Here is a 25,445-nt window from a genome sequence, read left to right on the forward strand (position 1 = left end):
CGTGATGCTCTACGACCTCTCGCTTCATATGGGCTATATCTATGACGTACCGGCAAGCGGCGCGCGGCATATTCTGCGCGTCATGCCGCTCTCCCTGCCCAATCGGCAACGGCTGATCGCCGGCTCGGTGAAAATAACCCCGGGGCCGGACGAGCAATCGAACTTCACGGATTTCTTCCAGCATCCGGCAACCTCGATCCTGGTGCGAGATCCGCATGAAAGGCTCGACATCCGCATGCAGGCACGTGTGCAGGTGGAAAGCCAGCCTGTCACGGCCGACTTTTCACCCCTGCTCGCCAAGTTGCCTGAAGAGATCGACGATTGCTGGTCAATCGATCCTTCTTCCCCTCACCATTTCCGCGGCAGCAGCCCGCGCCTGCCTGAAACAAGCGAGATTGCCGATTATAGCAGGCAGTGGAAGGCTACGAATCTGACGACTCTGCAGATCGCCCATGCGGTCTGCGCGCAGATACACAAGGATTTTACCTACGATCCCAAGGCAACGACGGTGGACACCACGCCCAAGGAGGCTTTCCGTATCAAGCGCGGCGTCTGCCAGGATTTTTCGCATGTGATGATCATCGCGCTGCGCAGCCTCGGCATTCCGGCCGGCTATGTCAGCGGCTTCCTGCGCACCATTCCGCCACCGGGCAAGGAAAGGCTCGAAGGCGCCGACGCCATGCATGCTTGGGTGCGCGTCTGGTGTGGGGAGACGGCGGGGTGGATCGAGCTTGACCCGACCAACAATATCCCGGCCGGCACAGATCACATCGTCGTCGCCTATGGCCGCGATTATTCCGATGTGGCACCCGTCATCGGCGTGCTTAAAGGTTACGGTGACCAAAAAACCGTTCAAGCTGTAGATGTAATCCCTCTAATATAATACAAAGCTAATACAATATAGAACCACATCAAAATGAGACCAATCAGGCGGTTTGTAAAAATTCAAACTACTACTTAAACGATTGACTCATATTTTTCGTCGATAGTCCGGCCCATTCTTGAGGCTTTTAACTCCCTCCAGCAGGCGGACATGATGATCTCCGGTTCGGATATACTTGGTATATTTAAGAAATTTCTGGCCAATAGCGCTGGAAACTTCGGCATTTTGACCGCAGTTTCCATACCGGTGCTGGTCGCTACCGGCGGCGTTGCGCTCGATGTCACGAACATGACGCTGTCGCACAGCCAGCTCCAGGAGGCAACGGATGCCGCCGCGCTCGCCGCCGCAACGGCGCTCGCCAATGGCACGGCGACCACGACGACCGCCAAGGATCTCGGCAACAATTTCGTCCTGGGGCAGATGTCTAACTACCTGTCCGGAGATGGCGCGACAGCGGATGCACTAAAGGCTGGAACGTCGACCTCGGTAACGTCGAGCAGCAATTCATCCGGCGGCACAAGCTATTCGGTCACGGTCAACGCTTCCTATAGCATGCCGGTCAATAGCATGAGCCGCTTGCTTGGCATGCAATCGGTATCCATCGCGGCATCCAGCTCGACAACAAGCGGAACGGCTATTCAAAAAACCGCCCTATCGATGGAGATCGCACTCGATAAGTCCGGATCGATGCTGCTGAACACGAATGCCATCGACAAGTCACAGAGCAGCTGCACGCAATACTATACTGATGGGACCTATCTCTATCAGTATCCAAATCCATTAAGCCCCTGCTACGTCAAAAAGATAGATGCGCTGAAGACGGCAGTTGGCAATCTTCTTGACCAACTGGATGCTGCCGATCCCAAGTCACAATATGTTCGCACTGCAGCCATTGCGTGGAGCAGTCAGGTTGATAGCTTCAGCAACCTTGCTTGGGGAACAAAGACGACGCGCACCAACGTCGTTAGCGGACTGAATGCGTCGGGTGGCACTGAGTCGAACGCCCCGATGAAAAAAGCCTATAACAGCGTCGCATCTACGACTGAAGCAACTGCGCAGAGCAATGGAGGCAATAAAAGCTTCCAGAAATATATCGTTCTGATGACAGACGGCGAAAACAACGACACGAGCTCGGATCAAAAAACACTGGCGACCTGTAAAGCCGCAAAAGATGCCGGTGTGCAGATTTACACGGTCGCCTTCATGGCCCCGACGCGTGGACAAACCTTGCTCGCCTCCTGCGCATCAAGCCCATCCAATTATTTTGATGCGCAGCAAATGTCCGATCTGGTCACCGCCTTCAAGACCATCGGCGCTCAAGCGGCAAAGCAGATGACACTGCTGACCAATTGACCTTGCAGGCGCCTCGCGCGAAGCAATCACAGGACGATGCAAAAGAAAAAGCCGCGCGGAACGTGTATCGCGCGGCTTTTCGTTTCAATGATGCGCGAATAAGAGCCGGAAACATCATCGGAATCAAGTCATTTCCCGCCGGAAACAAGCATTTGGCGGCTATTTTGGCATCTGCTCAACTCCCCTGTTGCAACTGCTTTACATCAGTGCGTAAACTGATAGTGAAGAGGAGAGGAAATTTGGTTTAATCGGGCATAACACCCTGAATATAAAACACAAATGGCGAGAGTTGATAGTATGAATAATTTGACGAAGGCTGATCTCCCCGTTCCAGCCCCACGCAGTTCCCGCCCCGAAATCCTTGCGGAAGAAATTATCGAACGCCTGACCTATCGCATCGGCAAGGATGCGAAAGTGGCTAAGCCGCACGACTGGCTGACGGCGACGATCCTCGTTATTCGTGACCGCGTCATCGACAAATGGATGGAATCGACCCGCCGGGTCTACGAGACCGGCGCCAAGCGCGTATACTATCTATCCTTGGAATTCCTGATCGGGCGCCTCATGCGCGACGCGGTTTCCAACCTCGGCTTGATGGAAGAGATCACCAACGCGCTCTCTTCGCTCGGCGTCGATATCCGCGTCATCGCCGGCCTCGAGCCTGATGCGGCGCTCGGCAATGGCGGCCTTGGCCGTCTCGCCGCCTGCTTCATGGAATCCATGGCGACCGTCGATGTGCCGGCCTATGGCTACGGCATTCGCTATGTGCACGGCCTGTTCCGCCAGCAGATGGCGGATGGCTGGCAGGTGGAGCTGCCGGAAACCTGGCTGGCCCATGGCAACCCATGGGAATTCGAGCGCCAGGAAAGCTCCTATGAAATCGGCTTTGGCGGCGGCGTCGAAACCGTCGGTGGCCATGACGATCAGCCCCGTTATGTCTGGAAGCCGGCCGAGCGCGTTATCGCCACTGCCTTCGACACGCCCGTCGTCGGCTGGCGCGCCAAGCGCGTCAACACGCTCCGTCTCTGGTCGGCGCAGCCGATCGACCCAATCCTGCTCGATGCCTTCAACGCTGGCGACCACATCGGCGCGCTGCGTGAAAGCAACAAGGCCGAAAGCCTGACGCGCGTCCTCTATCCGGCCGATGCGACGCCCGCCGGCCAGGAGCTGCGCCTGCGCCAGGAATTCTTCTTCTCGTCAGCCTCGCTGCAGGACATTATTCGCCGCCATCTCCAGCAGTACGACGATCTGACCAACCTGGCCGACAAGGTCGCAATCCAGCTGAACGACACGCATCCAGCCGTTTCCGTCACGGAAATGATGCGTCTCCTGGTCGATGTCCATGGCTTCGAATTTGACAAAGCCTGGGATATCACCCGCAACACCTTCGGCTACACCAACCATACGCTGCTGCCGGAAGCGCTCGAAAGCTGGCCGGTGCCGCTGTTCGAACGGCTCCTGCCGCGACACATGCAGATCATCTACGCCATCAATGCGAAGATTCTTGTCGAAGCCCGCAAGGCTCGCAACTTCAACGATACGGAAATCCGCTCGATCTCTCTGATCGACGAGAACGGCGATCGCCGCGTGCGCATGGGCAATCTCGCCTTCGTCGGCTCGCATTCGATCAACGGCGTTTCCGCGCTGCATACCGACTTGATGAAGGTCACCGTCTTTGCCGACCTGCATAAGCTCTATCCGGATCGCATCAACAACAAGACCAACGGCATCACACCGCGCCGCTGGCTGATGCAGTGCAATCCCGGTCTGACAAACCTCGTCCGCGAAACGATCGGCGACGCCTTCCTCGACGATGCCGAAAAACTGAAACCCCTGGATCAGTTCGCCCGCGACAGCGCCTTCCAGCAGAAGTTTGCTGCCGTCAAGCGCGCCAACAAGGTGCAGTTGTCCAATCTGGTCGCGAGCCGCATGGGCATCAAGCTCGATCCAAATGCGATGTTCGACATCCAGATCAAGCGCATTCACGAATACAAGCGTCAACTTCTCAACATCATCGAAACAGTCGCTCTTTACGACCAGATCCGCTCGCATCCCGAGCTGGATTGGCAGCCGCGCGTCAAGCTCTTCGCCGGCAAGGCGGCGCCGAGCTACCATAACGCCAAGCTCATCATCAAGCTGATCAACGACGTCGCCCGCGTCATCAACAACGACCCGTCGGTACGTGGCCTGCTGAAGGTCGTCTTCGTGCCGAACTACAACGTCTCTCTCGCCGAAGTCATGGTTCCGGCCGCTGACCTCTCCGAGCAGATTTCGACAGCCGGCATGGAAGCGTCGGGCACCGGCAACATGAAATTCGGCCTCAACGGCGCGCTGACCATCGGCACGCTCGACGGCGCCAATGTCGAAATGCGCGATAATGTCGGCGAGGACAACATCATCATCTTCGGCCTCACGGCAGATGAAGTCGCCAGCCTGCGCAGCGACGGCCATGACCCTCGCGCCGTCATCGAACGCTCGCGCGAGCTCGCTCAGGCGCTTGCGGCCATCGCCTCGGGCGTCTTCTCGCCGGACGACCGCAGCCGCTATGCCAACCTGATCGAAGGCATCTACAGCCATGACTGGTTCATGGTTGCCGCCGATTTCGATGCCTATGCCGCAGCCCAGCGCGAAGTCGACATCCTCTGGGCCAATCCGTCCGAGTGGTACGCCAAGACGATCAACAACACCGCGCGCATGGGTTGGTTCTCCTCCGATCGGACGATCCGTCAATATGCCAAGGAAATCTGGAGAGCTGGATGAAAAAGCCGAAGAGACCCGCTGACGGCACAAGCTTGAGGGACATTTCGGCAGGCGATATTGCTGCAATTCTCGCAGGCACACATTCCGACCCATTCGCCGTTCTCGGCGTGCATCGGATGGATGACGGATTTGTAGCGCGTTGTTTCATCCTTGGCGCGGAGGCAGTAACCGCCACCGCGCTGGATGGCACCGTCATCGGTGAGCTGGATTGTCTCGATCCGGCGGGCTTTTTCTCCGGCGAGGTAAAACTCTCCAAGCAGCAACCGGTGCGCTATCGCGCCAGGCGCGGCGATGCCGAATGGGCGATCACCGACCCCTACAGCTTCGGCCCGGTTCTCGGGCCGATGGACGACTATTTCGCCCGCCAGGGCACGCATTTGCGCCTCTTCGACAAGATGGGCGCCCATCCCCTGAAACACGAGGGCGTTCAGGGCTTTCACTTCGCGGTCTGGGCACCAAACGCCCAGCGCGTCTCGGTCGTCGGCGATTTCAATGGTTGGGATGGCCGCCGGCATGTCATGCGCTTCCGCTCCGACTCCGGCATTTGGGAAATCTTTGCTCCGGATGTTCCGGCCGGCGTTGCCTACAAGTTCGAGATTCGCGGCCAAGATGGCGTGCTGCTGCCGCTGAAGGCCGATCCTTTCGCCCGCCGCAGCGAGCTCCGCCCGAAGACGGCGTCCGTCACAGCCAACGGACTCAATCAGGTCTGGGAAGATGCGGCCCATCGCGAGCATTGGGCAAGCGTCGACCAGCGTCGCCAGCCCATCAGCATCTATGAGGTGCACGCAGGCTCCTGGCAACGCCGCGATGACGGATCGATGCTGTCCTGGGATGAGCTGGCCTCGCGCCTGATCCCCTATTGTGTCGACATGGGCTTTACCCATATCGAATTCCTGCCGATCACCGAGCACCCCTACGATCCTTCCTGGGGTTATCAGACCACTGGTCTTTATGCGCCCACCGCCCGTTTCGGCGAGCCGGAAGGCTTTGCCCGTTTCGTCAACGGCTGCCACAAAGTCGGCATCGGCATCATTCTCGATTGGGTGCCGGCACATTTCCCGACCGACGAACATGGCCTGCGCTGGTTCGACGGCACGGCGCTCTACGAACATGAAGACCCGCGCAAGGGCTTTCACCCCGATTGGAATACGGCGATCTACAATTTCGGCCGTACCGAGGTCCTCTCCTATCTGGAGAACAACGCACTCTTCTGGGCAGAAAAATACCATCTGGACGGTTTGCGCGTCGATGCCGTCGCCTCCATGCTCTATCTCGACTATTCCCGCAAGCATGGAGAATGGATCCCGAACGAATATGGCGGCAACGAAAATCTTGAGGCGGTGCGCTTCCTCCAGTCGATGAATACGAGGGTCTATGGCGCGCATCCGGGCGTCATGACCATCGCCGAGGAATCGACCTCCTGGCCGAAGGTATCGCAACCAGTTCACGAAGGCGGCCTCGGCTTCGGCTTCAAGTGGAACATGGGCTTCATGCACGACACGCTGAGCTACCTCTCCCGCGAGGCCGTGCACCGCAAATATCATCACAATGAGCTGACCTTCGGCCTGATCTACGCTTTCTCGGAAAACTTCGTGCTGCCGCTCTCCCATGACGAGGTGGTGCACGGCAAAGGGTCGCTGATCGCCAAAATGGCCGGCGACGACTGGCAGAAATTCGCCAACCTGCGCGCTTATTATGCCTTCATGTGGGGATATCCCGGCAAGAAGTTGCTGTTCATGGGCCAGGAATTCGCGCAGTGGAGCGAGTGGAGCGAAGAGCGCGCTCTGGACTGGAATCTGCTGCAATACCGTATGCATGAAGGCATGCGGCGCCTCGTGCGCGATCTCAATTTCACCTATCGCAGCAAGCCGGCATTGCATGCCCGCGACTGCGAGGGCGATGGTTTCGAGTGGCTGATTGTCGATGATTTCGAGAATTCGGTCTTTGCCTGGCTGCGCAAGGCGCCCGGCGAAAAACCGGTTGCAGTCATCACCAATTTCACGCCAGTCTACCGTGAAAATTATACCTTGCGCTTGCCAGTTGAGGGGCGGTGGCGTGAGATACTGAATACCGATGCCGACATTTATGGCGGCAGCGGCAAGGGCAACGGCGGGCGTGTGCAGGCCGTAAGTGCCGGCGGTGGCATACAAGCGACAATAACGCTGCCTCCGCTGGCGACCATCATGCTCGAACCGGAATTTTGAGATCACTACGGACAGGGAGGAATAAAATGGTAGAAAAACGTTTCCAGCCGCTGGCACGCGACGCCATGGCCTACGTTCTTGCCGGGGGCCGAGGCAGCCGATTGAAGGAACTGACCGATCGCCGCGCCAAGCCAGCGGTCTACTTCGGCGGCAAGACCCGAATCATCGATTTCGCCCTCTCCAACGCGCTCAATTCCGGTATTCGCCGCATCGGTGTCGCCACCCAGTACAAGGCGCACTCGCTGATCCGCCACATGCAGCGCGGCTGGAACTTCTTCCGCCCGGAACGAAACGAGAGCTTCGATATCCTGCCGGCTTCGCAGCGCGTGTCGGAAACGCAATGGTATGAGGGCACCGCCGACGCAGTCTACCAGAACATCGACATCATCGAGCCCTATGGCCCGGAATACATGGTCATCCTCGCCGGCGACCATATCTATAAGATGGACTATGAATGGATGCTGCAGCAGCACGTCGATTCTGGCGCTCAAGTCACGATCGGCTGCCTCGAAGTGCCCCGCATGGAAGCCGTCGGCTTCGGCGTCATGCACGTCAACGAGAAAGACGAGATCATCGATTTCGTCGAGAAGCCCGCAGATCCGCCAGGCATTCCCGGCAATCCGGATTTCGCGCTAGCATCGATGGGCATCTATGTCTTCCACACCAAGTTCCTGATCGAATGCCTGAAGCGCGATGCGGCCGATCCGAATTCGAGCCGCGACTTCGGCAAGGACATCATCCCCTACATCGTCAAGAACGGCAAAGCCGTCGCGCATCGCTTCACGCAATCCTGCGTCCGCTCGGATTTCGAGCGTGAGGCCTATTGGCGCGATGTCGGCACGATCGATGCCTATTGGCAGGCCAATATCGACCTGACCGCCGTGGTGCCGGAGCTCGACATCTACGACAAGTCCTGGCCGATCTGGACCTATGCCGAAATCAGCCCTCCGGCCAAGTTCGTCCATGACGACGAGGATCGCCGCGGTTCGGCAGTCTCTTCCGTCGTCGCCGGCGACTGCATCATCTCAGGCGCCAGCCTCTACAACAGTCTGCTGTTTACCGGCGTGCGCGCCAACTCCTACTCCAAGCTGGAGGGAGCCGTGGTGCTGCCCAGCGTCAAGGTCGGTCGCCGCGCGCAGCTCAAGAACGTCGTCATCGATCATGGTGTCACCATTCCCGAAGGGCTGATTGTCGGCGAGGATCCGGAGCTGGATGCCAAGCGCTGGCGCCGCACGGAAAGCGGCATCTGCCTCATCACGCAGACGATGATCGACAAGCTGGATTTGTAACTTATGAAGGTTCTCTCGGTATCGTCCGAAGTCTTCCCCCTGATCAAGACAGGGGGCTTGGCCGATGTGGCCGGCGCCCTGCCTATTGCACTAAATCCCTATGGCATTGAAACCAAGACCCTGATCCCGGGCTATCCCGCGGTCATGAAGGTCATTCGCGATCCGGTCGTCTGCCTCGAGTTTGCCGACCTGCTCGGCGAAAAGGCGACTGTGCTGGAAGTCGAGCACGCTGGCATTTCCTTTCTCGTTCTGGATGCGCCAGCCTACTACAATCGCACCGGCGGCCCCTATGTCGATGCTACCGGTAAGGATTATCCCGACAACTGGCGGCGCTTCGCCGCTCTGTCGCTGGCGGGTGCGGAAATCGCCGCCGGCCGACTGCCCGGATGGCAACCGGATCTGGTGCATGCGCATGACTGGCAATCCGCCATGGTGCCGGTCTACATGCGCTACTATCCGGCGCCGGAACTTCCGAGCGTGCTCACCATCCACAACATTGCCTTTCAGGGCCAGTTCGGCCCCGACATCTTCCCCGGCCTGCGCCTGCCGGCGCATGCGTTTTCCATGGAAGGCATCGAATATTATGGCGATGTCGGCTTCCTCAAGGGCGGCCTGCAGACGGCCCATGCACTGACCACCGTCAGCCCGTCCTATGCCGCGGAAATCCTGACGCCGGAATTCGGCATGGGTCTGGAAGGCGTCATCGCCAGCAGGGCGGACAGCCTGCACGGCATCGTCAACGGCATCGACGACGACATCTGGAATCCGGCAACCGATGCGATGATCGCGCAGACCTATAGCGCGGCAACGCTGAAGGATCGCGCCATCAACCGTCAGCGCATCATCGAGCATTTCGGCCTCGATGCCGATGACGGCCCGATCTTCTGCGTCGTCAGCCGCCTGACCTGGCAGAAAGGCATGGACCTTCTGGCGAGTATTGCCAGCGAAATTGTCCAGATGGGAGGCAAGCTTGCCATCCTGGGTGCCGGCGACGCGGCACTGGAAGGCGCGCTATTTGCCGCAGCCGGCCGTCATCGCGGCCGCGTCGGCGTTTCCGCCGGCTATAATGAGCCGATGTCGCATCTGATGCAGGCCGGCTGTGACGCGATTATCATCCCCTCGCGCTTCGAACCCTGTGGCCTCACGCAGCTTTATGGCTTACGTTATGGCTGCCTGCCGATCGTTGCGCGTACGGGCGGGCTCAACGATACCACTATCGACGCCAATCACGCCGCACTTCAGGCGAAAGTCGCCACCGGCATTCAATTTTCGCCCGTCACCGCCGAAGGACTGCTACAAGCCATGCGCCGTGCCATGCATCTTTTTCAGGATCGAAAGGTCTGGACGCAGATGCAAAAGCAGGGCATGAAATCCGACGTATCCTGGGGCAGGAGCGCAGAACGCTATGCCGCTCTCTACTCCAGTCTAGTCTCGAGAGGCGCTTAACCCGATGATTAAAACCGTATCCACCACCCCCTATGCGGATCAGAAGCCCGGCACCTCGGGCCTGCGAAAGAAGGTCCCCGAATTCCAGCAGCCGAATTACGCGGAGAACTTCATCCAGTCGATCTTCGATTCGCTCGAGGGCTACCAGGGCAAAACCCTGGTCATCGGCGGTGACGGCCGCTACTACAATCGCGAGGTCATCCAGAAGGCCATCAAGATGGCCGCCGCGAACGGCTTCGGCAAGGTGATGGTCGGCAAGGGCGGCATCCTCTCGACGCCCGCAGCTTCGAACATCATCCGCAAGTACAAGGCCTTCGGCGGCATCATCCTGTCGGCCAGCCACAATCCCGGCGGACCGACGGAAGACTTCGGCATCAAGTACAATATCGGCAATGGCGGCCCGGCGCCCGAAAAGATCACCGACGCCATTTTTGAGCGCTCCAAGGTCATCGACAGCTACAAGATATCGGACTTCCCCGATATCAACCTCGATCGCATCGCCCGCGAAGATGTCGGCGGTATGATCGTTTCGGTTATCGACCCGGTCGAAGACTACGCGGCTCTGATGGAAGAGCTGTTCGATTTCGGTGCGATCCGCAACCTGATCAGCCTCGGCTTCCGCCTTAACTTCGATGCGATGAGCGCCGTAACCGGCCCTTACGCCAAGGAAATCTTCGAGATCCGCCTCGGCGCGCCCGATGGCTCGGTGCGCAATTTCCTGCCGCTGCCAGATTTCGGCGGCCATCACCCGGATCCGAATCTCGTCCACTGCAAGGAGCTTTACGACGAGATGATGAGCGACGATGCGCCCGATTTCGGCGCGGCGTCGGACGGCGACGGTGATCGCAACCTCATCATCGGCAAGGGCATCTACGTTACCCCGTCCGACAGCCTGGCGATCCTGGCGGCCAACGCCAATCTCGCCCCCGGCTATTCGCACGGCATCGCCGGCATTGCCCGTTCCATGCCGACCAGCGGCGCTGCCGACCGCGTTGCCGAAAAGCGCGGTATCGGCATCTACGAGACGCCGACCGGCTGGAAATTCTTCGGCAACCTGCTCGACGCGGGCATGGCGACGATTTGTGGCGAGGAAAGCTCCGGCACCGGCTCGAACCACGTTCGCGAGAAGGACGGCCTGTGGGCCGTACTGCTCTGGCTGAACATCCTGGCCGTGCGCGGCGAGAGCGTCATCGACATCGTCACGCAGCATTGGGCCACCTACGGCCGCAACTATTACTCCCGCCACGATTATGAAGGCGTCGACACCGATGCCGCCAATGGCCTGATTGCAGCGCTGCGCGGAAAGCTGCCGACCTTGCCTGGTACACAGATTGGTGATCTCACCGTTTCCGCCGCCGACGACTTTGCCTATCACGATCCGGTCGACAAGTCCGTCAGCCAGCATCAGGGCATCCGCATCATGTTCGAAGGCGGCTCACGCGTGGTCTTCCGCCTCTCCGGCACCGGCACGACGGGCGCCACGCTACGCGTCTACATCGAACGTTACGAGCCCGATTCGACCCGTCACAATATCGAAACGCAGGAAGCGCTCGCCGACCTGATTGCCGCAGCTCAGGCTATCGCAGATATCAAGGGCCACACCGGCCGCGACGCGCCGACGGTCATCACCTGATGATGGCGTGAGCCTAACTTCGCCCCGCAAACGCGGGGGAGAAGTTGGGCGGCGACTGGTCGGATGAGTGGCCTTCTCAAAATTCACAGCAACCGCATAACTCGCCGAGCGCTCCGCCTCTCACCCTGACCCTCTCCCCGCAAGCAGGGAGAGGGGACTACTCCTAGCGACCCGGAAAGCCCACGAGACATGTCAGATCAGACAATCCGTTCCCTTGGCGCTACCTTCACAGACACCGGCGTTGAATTTGCCGTATGGTCGAGGAATGCCGAGCGGATCGAGCTTTGCATGTTCGATGCGGAGGGCAAGAAGGAAATCCTGTGCCTGCCATTCACCCGCGATGGCGACGAGCATCGTCTGTTCGTCAAGAACGCCAAACATGGCATGCGCTACGGCCTGCGCGCTCATGGCACATACGATCCCGATCAGGGCCTGTGGTTCGACCCATCCAAGCTGCTGATCGATCCCTATGCCAAGGAACTGGATCGGCCTTTCCAATATGATCCGCGCCTGAGCATTGTCGGCGAAGACACGCGGGACCTGATGCCGAAGGCGATCGTCACGCGGGACGTCGCCGTTGCCCCGGCCAAGCCGCTGTTCCAGCCAGGCGGCCTGATATACGAGATCGCCGTCAAGCCTTTCACCATGCTGCATCCGGATGTGCCGGCGAAACAACGCGGCACGGTCGCCGCCCTCGCCCATCCCTCTGTGATTGCCCATCTCAAACGGCTGCGCGTGAATGCCGTCGAGCTGATGCCGATCACCGCCTGGATCGATGAACGGCACCTGCCGCCGCTCGGCCTCACCAATGGCTGGGGCTACAATCCTGTCGCCTTCATGGCGCTCGATCCGCGTCTTGTCCCCGGCGGTATGAAGGAATTGCGCGAGACCGTCGCCGCCCTTCACGCCGAAGGCATCGCCGTCATCCTCGATCTCGTCTTTAATCACACCGGGGAGAGCGATCGCCACGGGCCGACGCTTTCGCTGCGCGGCCTCGACAATCCCACCTATTTCCGCCACCTACCGGATCAGCCCGGCACGCTGGTCAATGATACCGGCACCGGCAACACCGTCGCCTGCGACCAGCCGGCGACGCGCAGGTTGATTATGGACAGCCTGCGCCATTTCGTCCGGCACGCCGGCATTGATGGTTTCCGTTTCGATCTCGCCACCGTGATCGGACGCGGCGGCAAGGGCTTCGATCCCGACAGTATGACGCTACGCGCGATGCTGGCGGACGAGGTTCTCCGGGATCGCATCCTGATCGCCGAACCTTGGGACATCGGTCCCGGCGGCTACCAGCTGGGGAATTTTTCAGCACCCTTTCTCGAGTGGAGCGATCGCGCCCGCGACGATCTGCGCCGCTTCTGGCGCGGCGACGCCAGGATCGGCGACCTGGCAACGGTGCTTGCGGGCTCCTCTTCGATCTTCGGCCGCGACGGCCGCACGCAGACCCGCAGCGTCAACTTCCTCGCCGCCCATGACGGCTTCACGCTGATGGATCTCGTTTCCTACGAGAACAAGCACAATGAGGCCAACGGCGAGAACAATCGCGACGGCCACAACGAGAATTTTTCCTGGAACAATGGCGTCGAAGGCAAGACGGCCGATCCATCGGTCCAGCGTAAACGCCGCGCCGACATCGAAGCCATGCTTTCGACCCTGTTTGCCACGCGCGGCACGATCATGCTGACGGCAGGCGATGAAGGCGGACGCAGCCAGCAGGGCAACAACAACGCCTACTGCCAAGATAACGCCATCACCTGGATGGACTGGACGACTCTCGACGAGGAACTGATCGGCCATACCGCCTGGCTTTCCGGCCTGCGCCGCCGCTTCGGCGCCTTCGCCGAGATGGATTTTTTCCGCGGCGATGGCGACGTGAGCTGGTTTTCCGCGGCGGGATCGTCGTTGACGACAGCTGAGTGGGAAGCACCGGATGCCGATATGCTCGGCATGGCGATCAGAACGCAGGATCTCGACAACGGCCGATCCACACGTCTCGCCGTTGTCGTTAATCGCACACCGAATGAACTTGGCATCAGGCCACCACCATCCGAAAGAAGCGGCTGGTCGCTGCTAATCGCAGCAGGCGAAACGCCGGCCGGCGAGCAGATCACCATTCCCGCGCGCTCCGTCATCTTCCTCGTTGAGACCTGATCTTCGTTGCACTTTCCGTTGCGATTCGCCAGAAAGGAGCAATGACCATTCGGAACGATGAGGACGGAATGCCTGGCGATATCTCGCTTGTTGAGATCATGAAACTGGTGGGAACGGAGATCGGCGTCTCCGACTGGATCTCGGTCGATCAGACGATGATCGATACCTTTGCCGATGCCACGCTCGATCATCAGTTCATCCATGTCGATCCCGAACGCGCCAAGGCGGAAACGCCCTATGGCGGCACCATCGCCCATGGCTTCCTGACGCTTTCCCTGCTTTCTGTGATGAACTATAGCGGCCTGCCCAAGATCCGCGAGCAGACCATGGGCATCAACTACGGCTTTGAAAAGATCCGCTTCATGTCGCCGGTCAAATGCGGCGCACGCGTGCGCGGCCGCTTCTTGCTTGCCGAAACGCGGTTGCGCGGCGCCAGCATGCTGATGCTGACTTATGACGTGACCGTCGAGATCGAAAGCGAGCGCAAGCCGGCGCTGACGGCGACATGGACGACCATATCGCAGTTCGACCCCAAGGATCGGCCGGAAGAGGTCTGACCTGAGCGAATGTGGGCCTTAAAGGCCCACATCCTCCGCAGCTTCGCTCAGAAGGCCGAAGGCATAATCGGAAAAGGAACGCCAGACCTCGACGCGGAACGTTTCCTCATCCAGCCGCAGCAACACGACTTCGACCTTGCCGAGCAGCGTGCGCGAGCAGGCTCCAACCGGAAAGGCCTCGCGCGACAGATCCTGCGGGCAGCCGCCCGAGATCGTCGCTTCGGCACCGGGGCCGGACACGATGACAGCGGTATTGCGATGCGACACATCGGTCGCCGAGTGCAACACGCCAGACGATGCAGCCACGCCCACCAGATCAGCGCCATTTTCGTCGATAACAAGCCATTCGTCCGGGCCGATCCAGAGCGCGTGACGACCATTGTTGCTGGCCGAGGTTTTGGGCCGGGTCGGCACTTGCAAGCCGAGCGCCTGCGAAAGGCTGCCGATGGAATCGGCAGGCGCTCTCAATGCAATCCGGCTTGCGGGTGCTGCGGCCGTCAGCCGGACGGTGGCGGAGCCGCCGTGGCGGCCGGCGAGTGGCAGTTTGCGGGTAGCGAGCTCAGCCATTGATCCGGCCTCCTTCCTTGTCAAAGAACACCAGATCCGTCACCTCGACGGCAATCGTCTTGTCGGGCATCGGCACGTAGAGCGTCTTGCCCATGCGCTCGCGTCCGCCGGCAACCAGCGCAAAGGCGATGGAGCGGCCGAGATTTTCGGACCAGTAGGCCGAGGTGACATGGCCGAGCATGGTCATCGGCTTCGGCTCGTTCGGATCGGCGACGATCTGTGCGCCCTCCTCCAGCACCACCTTCGGATCTCGGGTGATGAGACCGACCAGCTGCTTGCGCCCTTCCTTGACGAGATCCGGCCGCTTCAGGCCGCGAATACCGACGAAATCGGTCTTCTTCTTGGAAACGGCCCAGGCAAGCCCGGCATCGTCAGGAGTCACCGTGCCGTCCGTATCCTGGCCGACGATGATGTAGCCCTTCTCGGCGCGAAGGACGTGCATGGTCTCGGTGCCGTAGGCGCAAGCGCCCAGCGGCTCGGCGCGGGCCCAGACGGCTTCCAGAACCGACTGGCCGTAATCGGCCGGCACGTTGATTTCATAGCCGACTTCGCCGGTGAAGGAGACGCGGAACAACCGTGCCGGCACGCCGCAGACCTTGCACTCGGCCACGCTCATATGCGGGAAGGCCTCGTTGGACAGGTCCTGGCCCTCGACGAGCGGCTCAATGATCTCGCGCGCCTTCGGCCCCTGCACGGCGATGACGGCCCACTGCTCCGTGGTGGAAGTGAGCCACACCTTCAGATGCGGGAACTCGGTCTGGAGGTAATCTTCCATATGATGCAGCACGCGCGGCGCACCGCCGGTCGTGGTGGTCACATGGAAGCGATCCTCGGCAAGACGACCGACGACGCCGTCGTCATACACGAAGCCGTCCTCGCGAGTCATGATGCCGTAGCGGCAGCGGCCGGGCTTCAGCGTATCCCAAGCATTGGTGTAGATCAGGTTCAGGAACTCGGCCGCATCCGGCCCGACCACTTCGATCTTGCCGAGCGTCGAGGCATCGAACACGCCGGCCACTTCGCGCGCCGTGCGGCATTCGCGATTGACGGCCTGATGCATGGTCTCCCCGGCGCGCGGATAGAACCAGGCGCGCTTCCAGTTGCCGACATCTTCGAAGATGGCGCCATGTGCCTCTTCCCAAGCATGCATCGGCGTCTTGCGGGCGGGATCGAAGAGGAACCCGCGCGAATGGCTGATCAGCGTGCCGTAAGTGACAGGCGTATAAGGCGCGCGGAAGGTGGTGAGACCGACCTGCGGAATATCTTTGCCGAGCATTTCGGCAGCGATCGCCAGCCCGTGCATGTTGGAAAGCTTGCCCTGGTCGGACGCCATACCGTTGGTGGTGAAGCGCTTGATATGCTCGATGGAATGCATGCCTTCGCGCACGGCGAGACGGATATCCTTGGCGCAGACATCGTGCTGGAAATCGACGAAGGCCTTGGCATTCGTGTTCGGCCCTGCCCCTTCGGCCGCACCGATCATGCCGCCCGTCCATTCGAAAGCCTGCTCCGCCTGAAGCTGGATCTTCTCGCCGCCATTGGTGCTACCCGTAGCGCGCGCCATCAGCTCGCCGGCCGCCAGCGATTCCTCGATCGCGGCCTGCAGGCCATCCGTGCCGTTGCAGGCGCCGACGGAAAGGCAATCCTGAACGTAAGTGCCCGGCAGGAAGCGCTGCTTCTCCGCCTCGAACTTCAGCTTGCCACGCGATTGCGAGAACATATGGACCGATGGCGTCCAGCCGGCCGAGACCAGCAATGCATCAATGGCAATCTTGCGAGTGGCGGAGCTGCCGTTGCGCGCGACGGTCATGGAGGAAACGCGCAGCTTGCCGGCGGTATCGACGACGGCATAGTCGGTCATCACCTCGATGCCGAGCCGCTTTGCCTCGGCCAACACTGCCTCGCTCGGCCGCGCGCGGCTGTCGACGATGGCAGCAATGGAAACGCCAGCACGCTTCAGATCGAAGGCGGCTTCATAGGCCGAATCATGCGCCGTATAGACGCCGATCTTGGCGCCAACGGCGACGCCATAGTGATTGAGGTAAGCGCGAGCAGCCGAAGCGAGCATGATGCCCGGCCGATCGTTGTTCGGAAACACCATATGACGTTCGATGGCACCCGTCGCCAGAATGACACGCTTGGTGCGAACCTGCCACAGGCGCTCGCGCGGCAGGTTGCGGCCCGGCTTGGCCAGATGGTCGGTCACTCGTTCGGCAAGGCCGATGAAATTGTGATTGTAGTAGCCGAAAGCGGTCGTGCGGGTCAGCACCTGAACATTCGGCATCGCCTCGAGCTTGGCGACGATAGCCTGCGCCCAGTCATAGCCTTCGACGCCGTCGATCTTGACGCCGGTGTCGAAGCGCAGCGCGCCGCCGGCTTCCGGCTGCTCGTCGCAGAGGATGACCTTGGCGCCTGTTTCGGCAGCGGCGAGCGCTGCCGAAAGACCGGCGACGCCGGCACCGACGACGAGCACGTCGCAATGGGCATAGCGGCTGGCATAGTGATCCGGATCCTCTTCCGTCGGCGCGACGCCAAGACCGGCTGCACGACGGATGAAGGGCTCATAGATGTGCTTCCAGGCAGACTTCGGCCACATGAAAGTCTTGTAGTAGAAGCCGGCCGCAAAGAACGGCGACATCCAATTGTTGACGCCGCCAATATCGAAAGCCAACGACGGCCATCGGTTCTGCGACTGCGCCTTCATGCCGTCGAAGACTTCCTGCACACTGGCGCGCACGTTCGGCTGCCGCCGCGCCGCATCGCGGGAGATATCGAGCAGTGCATTCGGCTCCTCGGCTCCGGCCGAAAGGATGCCACGCGGACGGTGATATTTGAAGGATCGGCCGACGAGATGGACGCCGTTGGCAAGCAGCGCGGAGGCGACGGTATCGCCTTCGAGCGCCGTATAGGTCTTGCCGTCAAAAGTGAAGCGAGCGGTTCTGGCCGGCGTCAGACGTCCCTTGCCCGCGATACGATTGGCGCCGCTCATTCAGCAAATCCCTCTGTTTGTGCCGTCTGTTCTTGTTCGTTCTGATGCTGTGCTACCGGCTCGGAAGTGCGCGGTAGCAGCGTCGCCGGATCCGGCTTCGGCTCGCCGGCCTTGTAGGTGCGGTAGAAATGATCGCTCACGGTGTCGCGCGCCGCATTGAAGAAACGGCCGCAGCCATGGATATGCCGCCAGCGCTCGAAGATCAGGCCCTTCGGATTGTCGCGCAGGAAGAAATATTCCTCGAACTCCTCATCCGAGATCCCGGCAATATTGGCGGGCCGCACGATATGCGCATCGCCGGCGCTGCGGAATTCGAGTTCCGAACGCTCTTCCTCGCAATAGGGGCAGTAAATCAGCAGCATCGTTTTCTACCTGTGTTAAAGCTCGGAGCCCGAGAGGCTTGTACCGGGAGGCTGTGCGCAAAGCCGCCGTCCCATGGTGACGAAAGGCGTTATGCGCTTCAGGAGCGCCTCCAGCGATCCGTAGGGTTTCAGCACGTTGGTCATTCCCAGATTGACCAGGCCCATGGCGAATAGATCCGTGTCGAGCACGAAAGCCCTCGTTGCCTCAGGTTTCTGCTCCGGGACGAAAAAGACACCCGGCTTGTTTAGTACCTTGGCGCAGATCAGCGTTCCGCTTTCGGCCACGAAGGGCCATTCGACCTCATCCTTCGCCTTATGGATCACTTGCATGCGAAAATCCTCGGCCCCTGGAAAGAGATCGTTGACTTCGGTCACGATCGCTCCTGCCGGCAACAAAAGCCCTGCAGCAAGAACGATCCCGACCGCCGTCGGCATCAGTGCGCCACGGCCGCAGCCGCAGCCTCGTCGATCAATCGGCCGGTGCGGAAGCGATCCAGATTAAGCCCGGCATTGAATCGATGCGGCTCGTCGCGGGCGATGAGATGCGCAAAGAGATTGGCCGAACCCGGCGTCGCCTTGAAGCCGCCCGTGCCCCAGCCGCAATTGACATAGAGACCCGGCACCGGCGTCTTCGACTGGATCGCCGAACGGTCCGGCGTATTGTCGACGATGCCGCCCCAGGAGCGCATCATCTTGACGCGACGGAACATCGGGAAGAGCTCGCAGATCGCATCCAGGGTATGGGTGATGATCTGCAGACCGCCGGTCTGGCTATAGGAGTTGTACTGGTCCGTACCGGCGCCGATAACAAGCTCGCCCTTGTCGGACTGCGAGATATAGGCATGCACCGTGTTCGACATGACGACGCAGGGGAAGATCGGCTTCAGCGGCTCGGAAACCAGCGCCTGCAGCGGGCTCGACTGCAGCGGCACACGGACGCCCGCCATCTGCATGACGACGGTGGTGTGGCCCGCCGCCGAAACGCCGACCTTCTTGGCGCCGATGAAGCCCTTGCTCGTGTCGACACCGGTCACTCGGCCATCCGGCCCGCGGCGGATGCCGGTCACTTCGCAGTTCTGGATGATGTGGACGCCGCGATCGGAAGCAGCGCGGGCAAAACCCCAGGCGACAGCATCGTGTCGTGCCGTGCCGCCGCGACGCTGCAGCGCAGCGCCGTTGATCGGGTAGCGCGCCGTTTTCGCGATATCGAGCGCCGGACAATAGGCTTTCGCCTGTTCGGGCGTCAGCCATTCATTGTCGATGCCGTAAAGACGGTTGGCGTGGATATGCCGCTTGAAGGACTGCTGGTCGTGCACATTGTGCGACAGCATCATCACGCCGCGCGGCGAATACATGACATTATAATTGAGATCCTGAGACAGCCCCTCCCAGAGCTTCATCGAATGCTCGTAGATGTGCATGCTCTCTTCATAGAGATAGTTCGAGCGGATGATCGTCGTGTTACGGCCGGTATTGCCGCCGCCGAGCCAGCCCTTTTCGATGACGGCAACATTGGTGATGCCGTGTTCCTTGGCGAGGTAGTAGGCCGCACCCAGGCCATGACCGCCGGCGCCGACGATGATGACGTCATACTCCTTGCGCGGCTCCGGCGAGGTCCACTGAGCCTCCCAGCCCTTGTGAGCCCGCATCGCTTCCCTCGCCACGGCAAAAACCGAGTATTTACGCATTCGCCCTCAACTCCTTCAGGCAAGACGCCTTCTTTATGGGTCATACAAATCGCAAATCAGAAACCGACACAACGGCTCTTTTGCGACGCATTCAGGACCAGCTTTCGACACGGCTAAAAGAATGAGCGGGCGGCGAGGCCGAACTATCTGAGGAGCCCGCGACCGCATGGCCGAATTCAGCCCTCTGAGGAACAAACCACAGTATTGCGTCACGCGTAAAAAGAAGACACGCCGCAAGCAGATAAAGCGACGTCGCCAGAATTAGGAAAACGAGTTCCAAAACGGTTCCGTCGGCGTGGCCCTTATTGGCGATTATGCCGAAGCCGAAACCAATGACGAACATCATCGCGAATTGAGCGCCAAGCGTCATCCAGCGCGCCCAGTTCACCCTTTTACGAACAACCAGCCAAACCCAGAAGATTTGGACACAAGGAAACATAATTTGTACAATCGTAAAAATGTGCAGCGCTTCAGCAAAATGACTGGCCGTCCTATCCCAGTTCACCAACTGATTGATAAAAACGACCACCATCCCAGCATATGTGAGGCGTTCGTAGTACCGAACGCTCTTCGGCATGGTCTGATCGTTCATAGTCCCCCCGTCCTACTTGCGCTGCAGGTGACAAACCTTTACCCGGCCGGCATGGCCGTCGCTGCGCCAGACGCATCCTTCCTTGCGCGGCTTCTGGCTGTAAAGGTAAATCTTCGCGCGATGCTTGTTATCGAAGGTCTGGTTCGAAAAATCGTGGCCGCCGACGCGCACGTTCTTGCCGAAACGCACTTCGCCGGCCGCCGCAGGCAAAAGCGTTGCGGTCAGGACGAATAAAGGCAAGCGCAGGCGCAACGAGCAGCCTCCAGGCGGTGGCGAGATCGAACGACGTCATAGTGCGCTTCCCTCTTATTATCTGGCAACTGCGAGAATCAGGCTGTCGCCATTGCCCGAATGACAGGGATCGGGAATTTCCCATAGGCATGCCAGTCTGCAAAAGACGGAAAATCAAGCCCGTATCCCATAGCCGCAACAGCGCAGACACGGCATCAATAGCCAAAGTCGGTACTCGACAAACCGCTTTTTCCTCTGCAAACTCACGATCTGGCTAGACTTTGACAAACCGATCTGCTATCTCGCCTAACCAATCGCAAGGCCGCGGCTGCGCGAACGTTATATTTTTGCCTCCTGGCGCTGCCGTCGCCGCTGGCATCAACCAAACCAAAGGAACGTGATTCTCGTGCAGGTACTTGTCCGCGATAACAATGTTGACCAGGCTCTCCGCGCTCTCAAGAAGAAGATGCAGCGCGAAGGTATTTTCCGCGAAATGAAGATGCGCGACTACTATGAAAAGCCGTCGCAGAAGCGTGCTCGCGAGAAGGCAGAAGCTGTTCGTCGCGTTCGCAAGCTTGCTCGCAAGCGCGCTCAGCGCGAAGGCCTGGTTGCCAAGTAATCGCCGTTTTTTCGACGTTTTCAGATGCATGTGTGGCGGGGGCGAGTCGTTCGCCGCCGCCTTTTTGATTTGTTCTCTGCGCAAATCGGATTAAATCAGAACCGTCTGATATGACGCATGGGGAAAGCGAACCCGATAATGGCAATGACGACTTTCGAAAAGTACCGCACTTCGAACCTCTCCTCCCGTGTTTCGAAGCAGATTGCGGCCCTGCCGGCCTTGGCGGTTCTTGCCGCGATCAGCCTCTCCGGCTGCCAGACAGCCTCCACCGATAGCGTGATCCGCATCGACAAAGCGCAAGGCTCTTCGGAAAATATCGCTTCGCTGACCTCGGTCATCAATGCCAATCCACAGGATCCGGAAGGCTACAACGTGCGCGGCACGGCCTATGGCCGCGGCGGCGATTTCAGCCGCTCGCTTGCGGACTTCAATCAGGCCATCCAGCTCAATCCGAAATTCTACCAGGCTTATGCCAACCGCGCGCTCATCTACCGCAATATGGGCAAGCTGCCGGAGGCGATCGCAGACTACAATGCCTCGCTGCAGATCAACGGTAATTATGACGTCGCCTATATTGGCCGCGGCAATCTCTACCGCCAGGCAGGTCGCGACAACGATGCCTTCAACGACTATTCCAAGGCGATCAGCTTGGGAACGACGGATGGCCGCGCCTATAATGGCCGCGGCGTGATCTTCCAGAAGCGCAATCAGCAGGACAAGGCGATCGACGATTTCTCCAAGGCGATCTCGCTGTCGCCGAACTCGCCGGAGCCCTACAACAGCCGCGGCATCTCCTATCTCGCGCAGAATGACGACGACAACGCCTTCGCCGACTTCAATCACGCCATCGATCTGAACAACAAGGTCGCAGAATCCTGGGCAAACCAGGCGTTCGTCTACGAGCGCAAGGGTGACAAGGTAAAGGCCCGCCGTTCCTATCAGCACGCGGTCAATCTCGACCAGAACTATCAGCCGGCCAGAGACGGCCTGGCACGCGTCGGCGCCGGCTCCTAAAATAACGGCATAGCAATAAGAGACGTTCAGCCGCCGGCAATCCCTGCCCGGCGGCTTTTCTTTGCGCGATCGAGCGCTTAGTCTCGCAACACCCTTATCCGAACGAGACAGCCACATGCCCTCTCCGCAGAAAATCATCGTCGTCGGCGCTGGAATCATCGGTGCCTCCATCGCCTGGCATCTCCAGCGCAAAGGCGCCGACGTCACGGTGGTCGCGCAGACGATCGGCGGCGTGGCAACACCGAACTCTTTCTCCTGGATCAACGCCAGCTGGGGAAACCCAGAATTCTATTTCCGTCTTCGTCACCGCTCGATGGCCGAATGGTCGCGGCTTGCGGCGGAACTGCCCGGCCTGCCACTGTCATGGTGTGGCGGATTGTGCTGGGATCTCCCAGAGGCCGAACTGGATGCCTATGCCGCACAGCATCATGGATGGGGCTACGGCATACAGCCGGTCAATCGCGCGACCAGCGCGCTGATCGAACCGAACCTCGCAAACCTGCCGGATTATGCGCTACATGTCGCCGAGGAAGGCGCCGTCGAGCCGGTTGCAGCCGCCGAGCTGCTGCTGAACGATGCAAGGCACCGTGGCGCAGCGCTTCTATCCGGCATCGAGGTCAAGCGTCTGCTCTCGGAGCGCAACCGGATTGTCGGCATCGAAACGAGCGAAGGGGCGATGCACGCCGATCATGTCGTTCTTGCCGCCGGCGCCGGCACGGCGGCGCTTGCGGCATCGGCCGATATCCTGGTGCCGCTCGAAACGCCGCCGGGGCTCATCGTCCATTCCCGCCCCGTGCACAAAATGCTGAACGGTCTGGTGATGGCGCCGGAATTGCATATGCGCCAGACGCTGGAGGGGCGGATCATCGCCGGCAGCGACTTCGGCGGCACCGACCCAGGCGACGATCCGCAGGTGGCTGCCGGCGAGCTTTTCGCCAAAACCAGAGCGGCCTTGAAAGGCGGCGAGACGCTGGAGCTCGATTTCCACAGCATCGGCTATCGCCCGACACCGAAGGACGGCTTCCCCATCCTGGGTCGTGTCGATGCAGCGCCGGGTCTCTATCTCGCGGTCCTGCATTCCGGAGTCACGCTCGCGCCGCTGGTCGGCTTGCTTGCAGCAGAAGAGCTCGTCGACGACAGTGAAGATCCACAACTTGCCTCGTTCCGCCTTTCCCGCTTTGCCTGACCTGGCAAAGAAAGCCGCCAACGCAACTCAAGGGATGCATTACCAGCGCCGTAAATATCGGGGATCGCTTATGATTTCACGGCAATGACTTTTCAGATGTTGCAAGGCAATTTACCGAGCCCTAACATGGGCGCTCCGAGAGCATGTAGCTCAAGTCTAGGCATGGGGGCGCTTGGCATGATGACCAGAACCACTCTTTCCGCTTTTGCCAGGGCTTTCGATCGTCATGGAGATACGATCGGTTGATCGCCCCATGAGGAAGCCGCATTTCCCGAAAGCGTCGATTGGGGCCTATCTCATCGCCATAGCCTTGGCGATCGCTTTGCCGATCCTGGCTTTCGTCGCATTGCTTCTCGTCCAGCTCGAAAACAATGAGCGCGATGCGTTGAAGGGCGAGACGGTTCAGGATGCACAGGCTTTGGCGCGCGTCATTGACCGGCAATTGCAGGACATGGCGACGACGTTGCGGCTGCTGTCTTCCTCGCCGGAACTCGAGCACAATGACATCGCCACCTTCTTCGCCCGAACGGAGACGGTCCTGCGCACCGATTCACTCTTCGTGCTGCTGATGGAGAAGGATGGTCAGATCCGGCTGAATACCCGCTGGCCGCTCGGCAAGGCGCTCGGCAAGACCGGCAACATGGCCGCGCTGCAATCGGCGCTTGATTCCGGGCGCATCGAAACCTCCGATGTCTTTATCGGCGCCACAGTCCGCCGCTGGGTCTACAATGTCACGTTGCCCCTGGAGCACTCCCCGGCCGGTGCAGCGCTCGCCATAACCCAGGATGCCGACGATCTTGCCAAGCTTATAACGACGGAAGCATTGCCGCCGGGCTGGTCCGCGGCCGTCATCGATAAATCCGGCCATATCGTTGCCGCCGGCGGTCCGACCACCCATGCGCCGGGTGACGCATTCAACAAGGAGATCCTGTCGAAGCTGATCGCCTCAAGTGGCGTCTATCAGGACGACAAAATCCTGCCGCACTCGCTGCTCGGATACGCACAAATCTCCGGCTGGTCGTGGAAGGCAATCGTCTGGGGCCCGGTCACCTCGGCGCAATCCTCGCTGATGAGCACCTGGCGCTTTCTCATCTATGGCGGCGTCACGCTGCTGCTGGTCGCGCTGATCGCCGTCTACGCGCTGGCGCGGCAGGTGCGCATCACCATACAAAGCATCGCCGACATGGCCGACCGCATGGGCCGCGGCGAGATCGTCGCGCCGATCGACACCAGCGTTATCGAAGCCAATCAGGTGGCCGTCGCGCTCTCCAACGCGTCTTTCGACCGCAGCGTCACGGAAGACCGCCTGCATTTCGTCATGCATGAACTCGTCCATCGCACCAAGAACCTGCTGGCGCTTGCCCAGGCGATGACCCGCCAGCTCGCGCGCCAGACGGACAGCGTCGATACCTTCCAGCGGGCGGTCGCCGACCGCTTGGAGGGATTGGCCCGTTCGATCGAGGTGCTGACCAGCGAGCAATGGTCCGGCGTCTCGCTGCGACGGGTGATCGACATCCATCTCGCGACTTTCCTGCAAGCGCCGCAACAGCTCGATGTCCGGGGCAATGACTTCTTGCTGAAGCCGGAAGCCGTTCAAAATCTCGGTCTGATCCTGCATGAGCTTGCGACCAATTCGGTGAAATATGGCGCACTCTCGGCGACAGAAGGCAGGATCGCCATCGAATGGACGAATGAGATCGGCGAGAACGGGTCGATGATCCACTTCATCTGGACCGAAAGCGGCGGTCCCGAGGTCAAGCCGCCGGTTGAAACCGGCTTCGGCACCACCGTTACGAAAGTCCATGCCGCTGCGTCCTTCGGCGGGCATGTCGAGGTTGACTTCCGTCCTACCGGCCTCGTCTGGACGCTGATCGCGCCGCGCAACATGATGGAACGCGAGCGGACTTGACGC

The 25,445-nt window shown here is 60.1% G+C and carries 20 protein-coding genes; 13 read left to right on the top strand and 7 right to left on the bottom strand.

Translation table 11 applies throughout. From position 1 onward, the window contains the following. Positions 1-4: 4 nt before the first annotated feature. The 9 genes from GA0061102_RS15360 (at position 5) to GA0061102_RS15400 (ending at position 14,285) form a co-directional block, all read left to right on the top strand. Entirely contained in the window at positions 5-883 is an 879-nt protein-coding gene (locus tag GA0061102_RS15360; RefSeq protein ID WP_092850092.1) for a transglutaminase family protein, read from the top strand. A 150-nt stretch (positions 884-1,033) separates the two neighbouring features. Next, entirely contained in the window at positions 1,034-2,236 is a 1,203-nt protein-coding gene (locus tag GA0061102_RS15365) for a vWA domain-containing protein (protein WP_342588035.1), read from the top strand. Positions 2,237-2,533: 297 nt separating this feature from the next. Continuing rightward, positions 2,534-4,996 carry a glycogen/starch/alpha-glucan phosphorylase gene (locus tag GA0061102_RS15370; RefSeq protein ID WP_092850106.1) on the top strand — a complete coding sequence of 821 codons (2,463 nt, stop codon included), beginning with the start codon at positions 2,534-2,536 and terminating at the stop codon, positions 4,994-4,996. Then, the gene (gene glgB, locus GA0061102_RS15375; RefSeq protein WP_092850112.1) at positions 4,993-7,200 is read left to right on the top strand and encodes a 1,4-alpha-glucan branching protein GlgB; all 2,208 of its coding nucleotides are present in this window, start codon (positions 4,993-4,995) and stop codon (positions 7,198-7,200) included. The genes GA0061102_RS15370 and glgB overlap by 4 nt, the downstream gene beginning before the upstream one ends. 26 nt (positions 7,201-7,226) lie before the next feature. Further along, positions 7,227-8,489 (top strand): glucose-1-phosphate adenylyltransferase, encoded by a 1,263-nt coding sequence (glgC, locus tag GA0061102_RS15380; protein WP_092850114.1) that lies wholly within the window; start codon positions 7,227-7,229, stop codon positions 8,487-8,489. Between the two features lie 3 nt (positions 8,490-8,492). Then, entirely contained in the window at positions 8,493-9,935 is a 1,443-nt protein-coding gene (glgA, locus tag GA0061102_RS15385) for a glycogen synthase GlgA (protein WP_092850116.1), read from the top strand. Between the two features lie 4 nt (positions 9,936-9,939). Then, positions 9,940-11,568: an alpha-D-glucose phosphate-specific phosphoglucomutase gene (locus tag GA0061102_RS15390; protein ID WP_092850118.1), complete on the top strand. Its 1,629-nt coding sequence runs from the start codon at positions 9,940-9,942 to the stop codon at positions 11,566-11,568. A gap of 189 nt (positions 11,569-11,757) precedes the next feature. Beyond that, positions 11,758-13,728, top strand: a complete 1,971-nt coding sequence (gene glgX, locus GA0061102_RS15395) for a glycogen debranching protein GlgX (protein WP_092850121.1) — start codon at positions 11,758-11,760, stop codon at positions 13,726-13,728. Between the two features lie 68 nt (positions 13,729-13,796). After that, entirely contained in the window at positions 13,797-14,285 is a 489-nt protein-coding gene (locus GA0061102_RS15400; protein WP_092850452.1) for a MaoC family dehydratase, read from the top strand. Between the two features lie 18 nt (positions 14,286-14,303). Here GA0061102_RS15400 and GA0061102_RS15405 read toward each other — a convergent pair whose 3' ends face one another. The 7 genes from GA0061102_RS15405 to GA0061102_RS15435 all read right to left on the bottom strand — a co-directional run bounded on the left by GA0061102_RS15405 (position 14,304) and on the right by GA0061102_RS15435 (position 20,735). Next, complete coding sequence (locus GA0061102_RS15405; RefSeq protein WP_092850124.1) at positions 14,304-14,852, bottom strand: sarcosine oxidase subunit gamma; 549 nt, start codon at positions 14,850-14,852, stop codon at positions 14,304-14,306. After that, positions 14,845-17,841, bottom strand: a complete 2,997-nt coding sequence (locus GA0061102_RS15410) for a sarcosine oxidase subunit alpha (RefSeq protein WP_092850127.1) — start codon at positions 17,839-17,841, stop codon at positions 14,845-14,847. The genes GA0061102_RS15405 and GA0061102_RS15410 overlap by 8 nt, the downstream gene beginning before the upstream one ends. Next, positions 17,838-18,203 (bottom strand): sarcosine oxidase subunit delta, encoded by a 366-nt coding sequence (locus tag GA0061102_RS15415; protein WP_092850129.1) that lies wholly within the window; start codon positions 18,201-18,203, stop codon positions 17,838-17,840. The genes GA0061102_RS15410 and GA0061102_RS15415 overlap by 4 nt, the downstream gene beginning before the upstream one ends. 15 nt (positions 18,204-18,218) lie before the next feature. Then, positions 18,219-18,638 (bottom strand): hypothetical protein, encoded by a 420-nt coding sequence (locus tag GA0061102_RS15420; protein WP_425348534.1) that lies wholly within the window; start codon positions 18,636-18,638, stop codon positions 18,219-18,221. Continuing rightward, a complete protein-coding gene (locus tag GA0061102_RS15425; RefSeq protein ID WP_092850131.1) occupies positions 18,638-19,891 on the bottom strand; it encodes a sarcosine oxidase subunit beta family protein in 1,254 nt (417 codons plus the stop codon). The genes GA0061102_RS15420 and GA0061102_RS15425 overlap by 1 nt, the downstream gene beginning before the upstream one ends. 91 nt (positions 19,892-19,982) lie before the next feature. Beyond that, the gene (locus tag GA0061102_RS15430; protein WP_092850141.1) at positions 19,983-20,483 is read right to left on the bottom strand and encodes a hypothetical protein; all 501 of its coding nucleotides are present in this window, start codon (positions 20,481-20,483) and stop codon (positions 19,983-19,985) included. 12 nt (positions 20,484-20,495) lie between these two features. Next, entirely contained in the window at positions 20,496-20,735 is a 240-nt protein-coding gene (locus GA0061102_RS15435) for a hypothetical protein (protein ID WP_092850148.1), read from the bottom strand. A 385-nt stretch (positions 20,736-21,120) separates the two neighbouring features. Between GA0061102_RS15435 and rpsU the strand changes: the two genes are divergently transcribed. The 4 genes from rpsU to GA0061102_RS15455 all read left to right on the top strand — a co-directional run bounded on the left by rpsU (position 21,121) and on the right by GA0061102_RS15455 (position 25,442). Continuing rightward, positions 21,121-21,333, top strand: a complete 213-nt coding sequence (gene rpsU, locus GA0061102_RS15440; protein WP_004117638.1) for a 30S ribosomal protein S21 — start codon at positions 21,121-21,123, stop codon at positions 21,331-21,333. A 138-nt stretch (positions 21,334-21,471) separates the two neighbouring features. Further along, positions 21,472-22,347: a tetratricopeptide repeat protein gene (locus tag GA0061102_RS15445; protein WP_092850151.1), complete on the top strand. Its 876-nt coding sequence runs from the start codon at positions 21,472-21,474 to the stop codon at positions 22,345-22,347. A gap of 115 nt (positions 22,348-22,462) precedes the next feature. Beyond that, complete coding sequence (locus GA0061102_RS15450; RefSeq protein ID WP_092850152.1) at positions 22,463-23,533, top strand: NAD(P)/FAD-dependent oxidoreductase; 1,071 nt, start codon at positions 22,463-22,465, stop codon at positions 23,531-23,533. A 253-nt stretch (positions 23,534-23,786) separates the two neighbouring features. Continuing rightward, complete coding sequence (locus GA0061102_RS15455; protein ID WP_092850155.1) at positions 23,787-25,442, top strand: sensor histidine kinase; 1,656 nt, start codon at positions 23,787-23,789, stop codon at positions 25,440-25,442. Positions 25,443-25,445: the final 3 nt, after the last annotated feature.

Origin of the sequence: Martinezella miluonensis (genome assembly GCF_900094545.1) — a bacterium.
Classification (GTDB): Bacteria; Pseudomonadota; Alphaproteobacteria; order Rhizobiales; family Rhizobiaceae; genus Rhizobium; species Rhizobium miluonense.